Here is a 14201-nt window from a genome sequence, read left to right on the forward strand (position 1 = left end):
GAGGATCAGGCATGAGTGAGAATAATGCTGAATGGCTATCGCATTTATCATCAGAAGTTATTTCTGATGTACACGGAAGTTTATTAGACGCATACGTAATTGCGCTGGAAGGCTGGCGGAGAGGTCTGAAATTAAGGTGGCATGTTGAAGATTCAGAGAAATTCAGTGAAATGGTTACATGGTTCACCGAGAGACCTGGACAATTATTTTCATTAAGTTCAGATAGCAGGACACATTATTTCTTCCGTTCCAGAGGAGATAAAGTAACCAATGAAGCTGTATCTATTGGAAAAGATAAAGGAAGTTCCAAACAGCACTTAAGCGAGCACGGCATTCCAGTGCCGCAGGGAGGAATATTCACCAGCGAACACACCAAAGAAGAAGTTCTGGAATGCGGCAGTAAAATCGGGTTTCCCGTTGTGCTGAAGCCAAAGGATGGAAGCTTTGGCCGCGGCGTCTTTGTCAACATTACCAGCACAGAAGAATTAGAAGCATGCTATGACTACACCAAAGAGCTGGGAACCACCGATGACATCATTATCGAGCAATATATCGCCGGAAAAGATTACCGCCTATATGTTGTCGGAGATGAAGTTGTCGGAGCAATGCACCGCCAGCCGCCAAACGTTGTCGGAGATGGTGTACATACGATAGAACAGTTGATTCAATTAAAAAATGCAGAGCGAGAAAAAAATCCGCGTTTAGTAAGCTGTCCAATTATCGTAAATGATGAATTAACAGATTTTATCGCGAGAAAGGGTCATACGCTTTCTTCCATTCCTGAAAAAGATGATTTGATCTATTTAAACTTTAAAGGAAATATCTCACTTGGCGGCGATCCAATTGATGTATTAGACAGCCTGTCCCAGGAAGTGAAGGACACAGCAGTTAAAGCGCTGCGGTCCGTTGCAGGATTGACACATGGGGCCGTCGATATCATTATCAATGAGAAGGATGACAAAGCCTATGTATTAGAATTAAACCCTACCGCACAGCTGGGCGGGCTATTATATCCAATCGAGGGCAAGTCAAGAGATATTCCCAAAGCAATCATAGACTTTTATTTTCCAGAAACAAAGGACAAGAATGTTGCACAAATCAATACATTCTTTGATTTCCATGATGTACTGGACCCGCTCCAAAATCGGGACGCAACCGTGACCACTGTCACCCCATGTCCGCAGCAAAAGGTCTATATGAAGAAATATATCGTGGTCGGCGATGTCTTAGATATCGGTTACCACCGCGGCCTTCGCAAGCAGGCATTTGAACGGGAATTGCATGGATATATCATGACGAAGGAAATCGGCGATATCGAAATCGTCGTAGCCGGTACAGATCCGGAAATGGTAGAAGACTTTAAACACGGTATCTGGGAAGATGAAGAAAGAGCAACCGTGATGGAAGTATTAGAAGAAGATGTCGATGAAGCAGTGAAAGTCGGCTTTGAGATAAAAACAGATTTAAAAACACAAGTAGAAGAATTAAAATGGTACAAGCGTGAACTGGAAGAAACCGAGCTGGCCTTGAAAAAAGCCGAGTTGAAACGGAGAAAGTACTACGAAAGCGTCTCTTGGAAGGCAACCTCGCCAATCCGGGCGGTTGGGTCGATCTTTAAGAAGTTTAAGGGATAATGATGAGTTGAAAGAAGCTACAGGAGGATATGAATATGAAAGACAATCAGTTAGGGATAAGTCTTCCACATCTGAATAATGACATTGTACGAAATGCGCGAAAAACACGTCTGGACGCATTTTCTGTTGCATTAGAAGGATGGAGAAGAGGTCTGAAGCTAAAATGGTACACGAAGGATTCCGAGCACTTTGAGAATATGGTTATTTTTGGAGTGAACCCGCCCGGACGTTTATTTTCATTAACCTCAGAGAAGCAGACACATTACTTCTTTAGAACAAGAGGAGACCTGGTTTCCAGCGAAGCAGTAGAAATTGGATCAGAGAAGGATGATACCAAAATCTATCTCGGCAAAGCAGGCGTGCCTGTACCAAAGGGAAAAGGCTTTGAAGCAGAGGCGACCAATGAAGAGATTATCGAATTTGCGGATACCGTCGGCTTTCCATTAGTTCTCAAACCAACCAACGCGAGTCTTGGAAATGGTGTGGTAACCAATATTAAAAATAGAGAACAATTAATCAAGGCGATCCATTATGTCCGCCGGGAATTAGAGTATGAAGAAGTCGTGCTGGAGCAATATGTCAGCGGGAAAGAATACCGTGTTTATGTCGTGGGTGACGAAGTGGTTGCGGCATACAACCGTGTACCTGCCAATATTATGGGTGATGGAGAACATACCATTGAAGAATTGATTGATATCAAGAACGCGATACGAAGAAAAAATGCACGTCTCAACAGCTGTCTGATTCACATGGATGTGGAAATTCTTGAGTTTATTCAGGAAGCCGGCTATACATTGGAAAGTGTCCCGGAGAAGGACAAAGTAATTTATTTGCGTGAGAAAACGAATGTATCCTCCGGCGGAGATCCTGTTGATGTAACAGACACCCTGCCGCAGGAATATAAGGACATTGCCATCAATGCATTAAAAGCAATTGATGATTTTCCGCAAGGCGGCGTAGATATTATTGTCAATGACCGGGAAGACCTTAAAGGAGAAGCCGTGGTTATTGAATTAAATCCTACCGCACAAATTGGCGGGGCGCTTTTCCCAATCGAAGGAAAAGCAAGAGACATTCCGAAAGCGATTATAGACTATTATTTCCCGGAAACCAAAGGGAAGGTAGACACTACAAAATCAAGAGTCTCTTTTAACTTAATCAATGTTTTGGAGCCGCTTGAAAATAGAGCAGCACTGGAAGTAGAAGTAGCCCCTGCACCAATCGGAGAGCTTTATATCCGGAAATATATCGTGAATGGAAATGTGCAGCGATACAATTACCATAAATGGCTGAAGAGACAAGCACTTGCACAAAATCTGCATGGTTATGTGAAAAGCATGGTCTTTGATGAAATTGAAGTCGTTGTAGCTGGAACGGATCAAAAAGCAGTGGAAGGCTTTAAAGAAGTTATCAAAGGCTACCCGCAGGGGTCGGAAGTAACCCGTATCAAAGAAGAAGATTATGACAGCTTTATTACGGTCGGCTTTGAAATTTCCGAGCGGTATAATACCAATAATATAAAATCCGTGCAGCATGCTTTAAGACGAATGGATAAAGATTTGCAGGAACTTAGAAAGAAAAAAGACAGAGCGGATAAGGACGTTAGACATATTTTGAATAGTACTTCTTGGAAGATGACCGGGCCGGTGCGTAAATTGAAATCGAAGGAAAATGGAAGTTCGTAATATAGACGGTGATTCCATGGTTAAGGTATTATAAACTACGTAATTTTAAAATATGATGTTACATTCAGATTGCTATAATATATTTAAAAGTCTTAGGAAATACATTATCATTTAATTCCTAAGGCTTTTTTATAAACAAAAACTGTGTAAACAGACATATAATCTGCATGTCTGTTTACACAGTAATTAAATTAATTGGACACTTTTTTAGTTATTTATTGCTTATTTGGACGTTTCTTTGAGTATAAATACTTATAATAATCGGTTCGCAATAAGACTACATCAGATCTCAATCTTGTAGTACCAGGTGCGCTGTTCACTTCAAAGATATATAACTCGCCATCAGCGTCAACTCCGACATCCAGACCCATTGTCATGAGTTCAGTAGATCTTAATTTTTCAATTTTAGCAGCAATGTCATACCCCAATTGTTCTAACTGTACAAGTATATCATCAGCTTTTTCTTTATAGTACGTTTTGAAAAAAACATCAGCATCTGAACTGCCTCCGCCTTGGCTGATATTAGAGGTTACTTTTTGACCAAGCCCGATGCGTACAAATATTTTAGGGATAGTCCATTCCCCTTTTCTATTTTTTTCAAGATGTACACGACAGTCAAAAGGACTTCCGTCAGGTGTGGTAGAGGTGATATATTTTTGAACTATATGCTTTCTCTCAGTACTTAGAATATCCTGCGTGAAAAATTCATTTAATTCTTGGTGAGAAACCATTCTCTTGGATTGTTGATAACTAAGCTCATATTGATTTTCATTTTGTTTACTTACTTTATATATTCCCTGGCCCTTTTGACCACTGACTGGTTTAATAATAACTGTATGATATAAATTTAAAAATTCTTCTACTACTGAAAAAGAAGAACAATCTTCAGATGGAATGATATATTTTTTAAAATGCTCATCTTCGTATAATCTTGTTTGAAGAGTAGCTTTAGTCATTCTCTTCTTTCCATTTTCCGTTAAAATAGACCGTTTATTTAAATACTCGATTTCTTCTTTATGTTTTAAAGTAAAAGCAGAAACATCAATAACTTTTGGGATATTGGTAACTATATTTACCCATTCATCATCAATTAAGATTTTCCCGTTAATTTTATGATTCTCTTGATCAATATCTCTTATTCGGAAGTAGATAATATCGATTCCTTTAGCTTTTGCTACTAAAGAAGTAAATTTAGACATAAATGTTGGTTGTATAAAAGGTCTAAGCAGTCCAACTTCCATTTGTTAGATCACTCCTTGAAAATTATTTTGCATAAAATTAACGTCTATTATGCAATAGAAAATTATAATAATCTGATCTTAACATTGCTATTTCAGCAGATAATAAACTGGGAGCTGGAGCACTGCTAATATTGGATACAAATAAATTTCCACTCTCATCTATATCTACATCAAGTCCGAGCGTAGCTAACTCAACGCCCCTTATTTCCTCGACTTTCTTTGCAAATATTAATCCTAATTGTTTTAGTTTATGGTGCATTTGTTTAGCTTTATCTGGATAATTCGCTTTAAAGAAAACTTTTCCTTCCGCAATTCCTGTACCTTTTTTCACATTTTCAACAGCATTTTCTCCTAAGCCGATACGAACATAATTTTTAGCAACTTCCCATTCTCCTTGACCATTTTTTTCTAAATGTATTCTACAATCAAATGGGTCACCATTATTCGTTTTAGAATAGATTCTTTCTGGTGAAAAATATTGACTTAATGATTGATCTTTTTGTAATTCATTATGAATAAGTTCTTTTGAACGATTATTTCCTGTATCTGTTAAATAAGCATGCTGTGACAAATGATTAATTTCTGACTCGTGCTTTAAGGCAAAAGCGTTGACATCAATAATAGAAGGTATTTTCATTTCAGTTTGTCTCCATTTATCTCCAACTAACATAGACCCAGTAATCTTATCAGTATTTAAGTCGATACCATCTGAATTAAAATAAACTACATTTATATTCTTAGCTTTAGCAATAAAAGAAATAATTTTTACTAAAGATGTAGGTTTGTTATAGTTATGCATGTAGCCAACTAGCATTTGTATACTCCTCCGATTTTGTGAATTATAATTAATCATGGGGTAATTATAGCATAATTAGGTTAGAGTATGCGTATTTAGAAACTTTTATAATCTTCAAGCAAGATACGCTTTTTTCGGGTATAATTATGCTTGCAAAAAAATCATAGAAACTTATTTGTTAAGTCTGGATGCTTTTGATAATAAATACTTATAATAATCTGTTCGTAATAAAACTGCATCAGTTCTCATTTTTTGTATGCCTGGCGCTCCATTAACTTCAAATAAATATATGTCGCCGTTGGTATCCACCCCAAAATCTATACCCATTGTCATTAATTTAGTATCTCTTAATTCTTCCACTTTAATTGCAATTTCGTATCCCAATTTCTCTAACCTTTCAAGGATATCATCAGCTTTTTCTTTATAGTATGTTTTGAAAAAAACATCGGGATCTGAAGCGCCTCCTCCTTGGCTGACGTTCGAAGTTACTTTTTGACCAAGGCCTATGCGTATAACTATTTCAGGTATAGTCCACTCTCCTTTTCTATTTTTTTCAAGGTGTACCCGACAGTCAAAAGGATTTCCATTTGGTGTTGTGGAATTTATAAATTTTTGGACAATATATTTCCTCTTAGATACTATTTCTTGGGTATAAAATTGATTAAGTTTGTCCAAAGAAACAATTTTTTTATCTTGTTGATAACTAAGTTCATATTGGTTTTCATTTTGTTTACTTACTTTATAAATTCCCTGTCCTTTTTGTCCATTAGCTGGTTTAATAATAACTGTACGATATAGGTTTAAAAACTCTTCTACTACTGAAAAAGAGGTGCAATCTTCAAATGGAATAAGATACTTTTTAAAATGAAGATGGATCTATGTCAATAAATTGGACAATAGAAATGGTGAATTTTTTAATTTCCTACCGCGCTCCGCTTGCTCCCCTCTGTGTTAAAGGAAGGGGAAAGTACGCCCCTTCCTTTAACACAGAGGCTAATGATATTCTTCTATGAAGCTATCTTGCGCAGATACATTTTCTCATACGCTATTGGTGATATATATCCAATCGTTGAGTGAATTCGCTTGGAATTATAAAATGTCATGATGTAAGAAAAGATACTACGCTTTGCTTCTTCTCGGCTTTGATAATCTTCATGAAAGATTAATTCTTTCTTAATCACACTATGAAATGATTCGATACAAGCATTGTCATAACAGTTGCCTTTCCGGCTCATGCTTGTGATGATATGATGTTTTCTTATTAGTGCTTGATACTCCTTAGCTGCATATTGACTGCCTCTATCGGAATGATGAATCAAGCCTTCTTGCGGCGTTTGCTGATTAATAGCCCTTCTTAAAGCTGTGAGTGTTAATTCTTTGGTCATCCGATGACTCATTGCCCAGCCAATAATCCTTCTAGAAAATAAATCCATTACGGTCGCTAAATACAGCCATCCTTCTTTGGTCCAAATGTAAGTTATATCACTTACCCATACTTTTCCTGGTTTATCTGCCTGGAAATTTTGGTTTAGTAAATTCGGATAGACAGGGTGCGAATGCTTGGAATTCGTTGTCGCTTTATATTTCTTCACCGTTTTCGAATGCAAGCCATTTTCTTTCATAATACGAGACACTGTTTTTTGGGAAACAGGTGTCCCTTCACCACGTAAAACCTGCGTGATTTTAGGACTTCCATATCTTTTTTTCGACTCAATAAATACACGTTTTATTCGGGCCGTCAGTTTTTGTTTACGGTTGGCTCGATCGCTGACAGGACGATTTCTCCACTCATAATAGCCACTCTTGGAAACACCTCATACTTGGCACATCTTCTCGACACGAAATTCGTGGCGGTGTTTATGGATAAATGCATAGATTACCTCTACTTTTTGGCGAAGATGCCCATTGCCTTTTTTAAGATAGCTACCTCCTCTTCCAAATCACGGATTCGCTTATCTTTTTCATATTCCACTTGATCTTTGGGGCTGCGGTTTCCGCTACCTACAAAACTATCCTCTTGTTCTTCCTTGTACCTGGCTACCCATTTGTGCAGCGTCTGGGGTACTAAGTCTAATTCTCTTGCTACTTCGGTTGCTTTTCTTCCATCTTCCACTACCAATTTTACTGCATATACTTTAAATTCTTTATCATATCGTTTTACCATCCTGGACACTCCTAAAGATTATTATATTTAGTATAAAAATCCCCATTTGGTATGTCCAATTATTAGACTAACATCAAGATCATTATTTAATTTCTTTTGAAGTGTAGATTTATTCATTATATTTTTACCGCTGTTTGTTAATAATGAGTGGTTATTTAAATAAGCAATCGTTTCTCTGCTTTTTAAGGGGAAAGTGTATACATCAATCACTTTCGGGATATTAGTAACGACATCCACCCATTCATTATCAATGAAAATTTTCCCATTAATTTTATGATTTTCTTGATCAACATCTCCTGCTCGAAAGTAGATGATATCGATTCCTTTAGCTTTTGCTACTAAAGAAATAAATCTCGCTAAAAATGTTGGTTTTGTATAGTGTCTAAGCAATCCAACTTCCATTTTTTATCTCACCCCTTGAAAAATAGTTTATGAATGTTTATGTTATTTGCTGCTGCTAGTCAATTTGCATATACTTTAAATTCTTTACATTTGTCATGTTAAGTAACCCTGAAAATTATTATATTTAACATGAAAATTTTCTATAGGTTTATAACTATATTGCTAAAGGTGCAGGCGGTTATTGCAGTTTAAGTAGCCAATTAGTAATATGTATTCCTCATATTTTGTATACTATAAATAATCTTGGAGTAATTGTAGCATAAATATAGCAGAGTATATACTGCATAACAGTTTTTATTAATTGAGAATCAGGGAGATGTAATATCTGTTGTGTTATAGTAAAATAATAAAAGAAGTATTCAACAATTAGGTTTATATTATTATGTTTTGTTAATAAATCTTATCGGAATATATATTGAATTAAGAAAAGGATGGATTGCTAAATGGAGAATAATACATTACAAATTCAAATATCTGAAAATAAACAGAATACAATCGTTTTAAATCAATTTTTTGCAAAAGAAAACAAGGTGGCTTATTTAAGAGAAACAATTCTTCGGTTTGGAATCAAAACGGCAGAGTGTGACATTGAGATAAATGAGAGTTTAGATAATAATACAATTTTGATATCTGATAATATAATGAAGAAAATGATGATTCCTGCTTTTGCTGACTACCAATTGAAAACTGTAAACAATGAGTTAATATTAGGTCCTGTTATTGGAATTTTAGTCGGGCAAACAAACGAAGTATTATATAAGAGAATAAGGCTTTTAGAAAATCATGTGAGACATTATCAAAAAATAGGTGGTTTAATTTGTGCTTTTACATTGGATGAAATGAATAAAAATGATTTAACTGTAGAAGGAATTATTTATAATTATAAAAAAGGTGTATGGGAAAAAAGCACAATTCCTTATCCATCTTCGATATTAAAGAGAAGTTCCTTAAATCAAGAAGAGAGAGAATATTTTAAATCAATATATGGTGATAGAATTTTTAACTATAAGCCAATTGATAAATGGGGAATTTATGATAGGCTGTCTCAATTCCCGGAGTTAGAGAGATATTTACCTAAAACTGGATTGTATAAAACAAGCAAAGATATCATTAATTTTTTAAATGAATATAAGGATATTTATGTGAAACCTCTTGGAGGCAACCGAGGGAGAGGTATTTATAATATTGTAAAAGATAACAATACAATTTATATACGTTCAAGAGAAGAAGGAGAAAATATAGAGCTTGTTATAGAGAATGAAACAGATTTAACAAAGTTTATTAAAAAAACGTTTAAAACAAACAGGTATTTAATACAAGAAACGCTTGATTTGCAGGTTGAAAACAGATCCATTGATTTTAGAATCGGTTTAGATAAAAATCAAAGTGGTAATTGGCAAAATAATATGTTTGTCACTAGAATAAGCGGGGAAAATAGTATTGTCAGTAATGTTGCAACATCAGGGGGATATGTTGCCTATCCAACAGATGCTTTAAAACAGTTTTATGGTTATTCGGAACAGGAAGCAACAGAAGTTGAAGAGAAGTTAAAAGAAATAGCACTCCTTACAGCAGCTAGATTAGACCAGACTGGTTATAGTTTTGGTAAATTAGCGTTTGATATTGCTATTGATACAAATAAACAAATATGGATTATTGAAGTAAATAACCAAAACCCAAATGATACGATACTAAAAGGATTAACTAAAAATGAAGAAATGCACCATGAAATTAAGTTACAGAATATGCTTTATTCCAAATACTTGGCTGGCTTTAGTGATAAGGATGTAAATGAATATTATCATGTAAGCAATTCTAATGATAATTTCATATTGGAAGAGGGAGAGGAATTAAGATATTTAATGCACATTGGTGTTCCGTTGAAACCTAAATCTTACTCAAAATATGTTAAATCATTAGCAGAGGACATGGGTCTTAAAGGAACAATCAATAAATTTTCAAAGTTTATAATTAGAATAGAAATAGAAGGAGAATCTTCCCTTTTAAATAAATTTATAAATAAAGCCCGTGAAAGTAAATATACCTTAAAAGGGTTTGTAATAGAGGAAATTTCACCATTAGGTGATGAAACAGGAATGGAAATTGAAAAAGATCTTAATTAATAGTGCTGCCGTAAATCAAATTTGATAAAACAGTATTTAACTTTTAATCGGTAATCGGAATAGATTTGGGTCTGTACCTATCTATTCCGATTATTTATAATTGGAGGGATTTAAATGAGCTTAGACTATACAAACTCTATCCCGCTTCATGTTCAGCTAAAAAAAATATTAGAACAACAAATATATAATGGCTATTATACAGAGAAACTCCCCAGTGAGCGCGAACTAATGGATGAATACTATGTGAGCAGAAGTACAGTAAGGCAAAGTATCGAACAGCTGGTTCGGGAAAGGGTATTGGAAAGAAAACCGGGAAAAGGGACTTTTGTCGCAATTAGAACGATTAATGACTGGCTTGGCAGCCTTCACAGCACCTCAGAAAATATTGAAAAAATGGGAATGGCTCCAGGAGCTAAGTTAGTAGCATCCCAAGAAATAGAGGTGTTTGGCAGATTAAAAGATGTTACTGGTTTAGATAAGGCACATCATTTTAAAAGGGTAAGGTATGCAGATGATATTCCAATGGGGATTGAAAGACATTATTATCCTGTTGGATTAGGGAAAAAGTTATCTCAATACAATTTAGATCAGGAAGCATTTTATGAACTGCTGGAAAAAGAATTAAAAGTAAAGACCTTTCAGGCAGAGCAGGAAATTAAAGCTGGAGCAGCTACACGGAATGATGCGAAACTCTTACATATTCTTGAGGGAGCGAGCATTATTATTGCAGAAAGAAAAATTACCGATATTCATGGGGACTTTGTTGAATTTGAGAGGGCACACTATCGAGCGGATATGTACTCTTTCAAGATAACTTTATCAAGAAACAGTAAATAAAAGTAGAAGGATTCGTTATATTGAATAAAAATCTAATTAAAATAAAGAAAATTTCTATTGAAGATATATAGGTTATAGAGATGAATAAGAAAGACGAAATCATTTGCTGAATAAAAACAAGTAGTGCTCCGTAAATAAAGAACATAATTTAGTAGTAATGCCAAGAAAAGTGCCTGAAGAACACTCAAATACCAAGGGGAATGCGATTAATTTTCTCCTCGGTATTTGAGTTTTTTGTCTGCTAACCTAGGATAATATTATTGGAAATTTATATACTTTATTCAGTCTTTTTACTCTTTTTATTTATCTTATTTAGGTATAAATGATTTTAAATTTGTGTTTTATGAAATTTTATTATACCAATTTTACTAATCAAATTCCGAAATTTAATAGAATTTAGTTCAAATTATCAAAGTTTTACTTAATATTCTATTAACCCTTGCCGATAAAAATAAGGTAAGTCATAATAAAATTTGGAGGTGAGAATTTTTGAGGAAAAAGTGGATTCCTTTTTTGTTGATAATTCTGCTTATTGTTTCCCCGTTTTCGTCGGTGAGTGAAGTATATGCTATGGATAATAAACAATCCGAAAGTTCGGAAGAAAATAGTGAGAATGTAGAAGACAACAAAACAGGTGCTGAACAAGATGTTTTGATAGATGAACTGGAATCCGAAGAATTAATATTTCAGTTAGGGGATGAAGATGAAATAATCCAAGAGTTAAAAGGGAATTTAACAGAACTTGGATTTGCTACATTGGATAACCCTACAAACTATTTTGGTTTACATACTAAAAAATCTGTAATAGCATTTCAAGAATTTTATAACCTAGAAGATACTGGAATTGCAGATGAAGACACACTAGAAAAAATAGAAGACATTTTATCAGAAGGTTCATTTGAGCGAGATGAGCATCTGGAGTTCAGTAAACCTGAAGAGTTTGAGATGGAAAAAGAAGAAACGGAAGAAGGAACGGAAGCTGAGGGAGAAGAAAGCCCAGAAGCGGAAGAAGGTACCGAGGCTGAGGGAGAAGAAAGCCCGGAAGCAGAAGAAGGTACCGAGGCTGAGGGAGAAGAAAGCCCGGAAGCAGAAGAAGGAACGGAAGCTGAGGGAGAAGAAAGTCCGGAAGCAGAAGAAGGAATGGAAGCTGAGGGAGAAGAAAGTCCGGAAGCAGAAGAAGGTACCGAGGCTGAGGGAGAAGAAAGCCCGGAAGCAGAAGAAGGAACGGAAGCTGAGGGAGAAGAAAGCCCAGAAGCAGAAGAAGGTACCGAGGCTGAGGGAGAAGAAAGCCCGGAAGCAGAAGAAGGAATGGAAGCTGAGGGAGAAGAAAGCCCAGAAGCAGAAGAAGGTACCGAGGCTGAGGGAGAAGAAAGCCCGGAAGCAGAAGAAGGTACCGAGGCTGAGGGAGAAGAAAGCCCGGAAGCAGAAGAAGGAATGGAAGCTGAGGGAGAAGAAAGCCCGGAAGCAGAAGAAGGTACCGAGGCTGAGGGAGAAGAAAGTCCGGAAGCAGAAGAAGGAATGGAAGCTGAGGGAGAAGAAAGCCCGGAAGCAGAAGAAGGAACGGAAGCTGAGGGAGAAGATAACTCAGAAGCAGATAATACTAAAGATGTTCAGGTCCAATTATTTTCTACACAATCTAGTAATCTTCAAAAAGGAACAAGCTCTGAACAGGCAAAAAAACTAAAAGAAGATTTGAAAAGCTTAGGCTATTTAACGTTACCTAATCCAAATAATTACTACGGTGTTCAGACAGAAAATGCAGTCAAAGCATTCCAAAAAGATAATGGACTGGAACAAAGTGGAATTGCAGATAGAAAGACATTGGACCAAATAAAAAAGCAATTGAATAGAGTTCCGCAAAAAGGGACGCGGACGGGGGAAGTAAAAACCCTAAAAGAGAACCTAAATCGTTTAGGATTTACATCCTTTCCAAACCCAAATAATTATTTTGGAGTACAAACGGAGAAAGGTGTCCGGGAATTTCAAAAACAATTTGGTTTAACCGTAAATGGCATGGCAGATCAAGCAACTCTAGCAAAAATAGAAGAAGTGTTAAATAGTCCGCTGCAAAGTGGGAAAAGTAATGCCTCTTCAAAAGAGTTAAAAGAGAATTTGAAAAGCTTAGGTTATTTAAATTTGGCCAATCCGAATAATTTCTATGGTGTTCAAACAGCAAATGCAGTCAAAGCATTCCAAAAAGATAATGGATTAGCCCAAAGCGGAATTGCAGATGAAGTCACTTTGGATAAAATAAAAACCGAGGTGAATAAAGTTCCGCAAAAAGGAACAAGCACGGAAGAAGTAAAAAATCTAAAAGAAGACCTAAATCGTTTAGGATTTACATCCTTTCCAAATCCAAATAACTATTTTGGAGTACAAACGGAAAGAGGCGTCCAAAATTTCCAAAGACAGTTTGGTCTAACCGTAAATGGCATAGCAGATCAAGCAACCTTAGCGAAGATAGAAGAAGTGCTAAACAGTTCGCTTCAAAGTGGAAAGAGTAATGCGTCTTCTAAACAATTAAAAGAGAATTTGAAAAGATTAGGATATCTAAACTTACCAAATCCAAATAATTTTTATGGTGTTCAAACAGCAAATGCTGTTAAAGCATTCCAAAAAGATAATGGGTTAGCTCAAAGCGGGATTGCTGATGAGATTACATTAATTAAAATTGACCAAGAAGTAAAAAAATTAACTAATGTAAAAATCTTTCTTGATCCAGGCCATGGAGCGCATGATCCAGGCGGCCAAGGTTATGGATTAAATGAGAAAGACGTTGTATTGGACATTGCACTGGAAACAGAGCGGATACTTACGAGTAAGTATCAGGGTGTTGAAGTAGAAATGTCGAGAAGATCAGATGTTTTTGTTGAATTAACCGAACGGGCAAACCATGCGAATAGATGGGGTGCTGATTATTTTGTGAGTTTCCATAACAACGCCTTTAATGGGTCAACAGGCGGATTTGAATCGTATATCTACAATGGGGGCGTTTCTCAGGAAACAAGAAATAGACAAAATGACATTCATTCGTATATTTCTTCCCGTTTAAATGTTTCCGACAGAGGACAAAAGTCAGCGAACTTTAATGTTCTGCGGAACACAGATATGCCGGCGATTCTTATTGAATACCTGTTTATCGATAATTTCACAGAAAACGCATTGCTGAAAAGTGACAGCTATAAAAAGCAGCTGGCACAATATACAGCAGATGCCATTGCACAATCTTATAATCTGAAAAGAAGATAAGAAACAGCATTTTTCCAAGAATAATAAAAAAGAGGATTTTCCACTGTTAAATCAGTGGAAAATCCTCTTT

9 protein-coding genes and 1 pseudogene are annotated in these 14201 nt (G+C 35.9%); 5 read left to right on the forward strand and 5 right to left on the reverse strand.

Annotated elements, in window-relative coordinates; genetic code table 11:
* Nucleotides 1-11: 11 nt before the first annotated feature.
* Both BN997_RS03110 and BN997_RS03115 read left to right on the forward strand, forming a co-directional pair.
* Entirely contained in the window at nt 12-1634 is a 1623-nt protein-coding gene (locus tag BN997_RS03110) for an acylphosphatase (protein WP_042529604.1), read from the forward strand.
* A gap of 35 nt (nt 1635-1669) precedes the next feature.
* Entirely contained in the window at nt 1670-3319 is a 1650-nt protein-coding gene (locus BN997_RS03115) for an acylphosphatase (RefSeq protein WP_042529606.1), read from the forward strand.
* 215 nt (nt 3320-3534) lie between these two features.
* Here BN997_RS03115 and BN997_RS03120 read toward each other — a convergent pair whose 3' ends face one another.
* The 5 genes and pseudogenes from BN997_RS03120 to BN997_RS03145 all read right to left on the reverse strand — a co-directional run bounded on the left by BN997_RS03120 (nt 3535) and on the right by BN997_RS03145 (nt 7922).
* Nucleotides 3535-4560 carry a YheC/YheD family protein gene (locus BN997_RS03120; protein ID WP_042529607.1) on the reverse strand — a complete coding sequence of 342 codons (1026 nt, stop codon included), beginning with the start codon at nt 4558-4560 and terminating at the stop codon, nt 3535-3537.
* A 37-nt stretch (nt 4561-4597) separates the two neighbouring features.
* A complete protein-coding gene (locus BN997_RS22060) occupies nt 4598-5374 on the reverse strand; it encodes a YheC/YheD family protein (RefSeq protein ID WP_052484874.1) in 777 nt (258 codons plus the stop codon).
* Nucleotides 5375-5527: 153 nt separating this feature from the next.
* On the reverse strand, nt 5528-6232 hold the full coding sequence (locus BN997_RS03130) for a YheC/YheD family protein (RefSeq protein WP_084612817.1): 705 nt from the start codon (nt 6230-6232) through the stop codon (nt 5528-5530).
* Nucleotides 6233-6363: 131 nt separating this feature from the next.
* Nucleotides 6364-7520: pseudogene (locus tag BN997_RS23045) on the reverse strand (IS3 family transposase).
* 27 nt (nt 7521-7547) lie between these two features.
* On the reverse strand, nt 7548-7922 hold the full coding sequence (locus tag BN997_RS03145) for a hypothetical protein (RefSeq protein WP_042529612.1): 375 nt from the start codon (nt 7920-7922) through the stop codon (nt 7548-7550).
* Between the two features lie 443 nt (nt 7923-8365).
* Between BN997_RS03145 and BN997_RS03150 the strand changes: the two genes are divergently transcribed.
* The 3 genes from BN997_RS03150 to BN997_RS22065 all read left to right on the forward strand — a co-directional run bounded on the left by BN997_RS03150 (nt 8366) and on the right by BN997_RS22065 (nt 14131).
* On the forward strand, nt 8366-10045 hold the full coding sequence (locus BN997_RS03150; protein ID WP_042529615.1) for a YheC/YheD family protein: 1680 nt from the start codon (nt 8366-8368) through the stop codon (nt 10043-10045).
* A gap of 114 nt (nt 10046-10159) precedes the next feature.
* Nucleotides 10160-10882 (forward strand): GntR family transcriptional regulator, encoded by a 723-nt coding sequence (locus BN997_RS03155; protein WP_042529617.1) that lies wholly within the window; start codon nt 10160-10162, stop codon nt 10880-10882.
* 489 nt (nt 10883-11371) lie between these two features.
* Nucleotides 11372-14131, forward strand: a complete 2760-nt coding sequence (locus tag BN997_RS22065) for an N-acetylmuramoyl-L-alanine amidase (protein WP_052484876.1) — start codon at nt 11372-11374, stop codon at nt 14129-14131.
* Nucleotides 14132-14201 lie beyond the last annotated feature (70 nt).

It is taken from the genome of Oceanobacillus oncorhynchi (assembly GCF_000821065.1).
Classification (GTDB): Bacteria; Bacillota; Bacilli; order Bacillales; family Amphibacillaceae; genus Oceanobacillus; species Oceanobacillus oncorhynchi.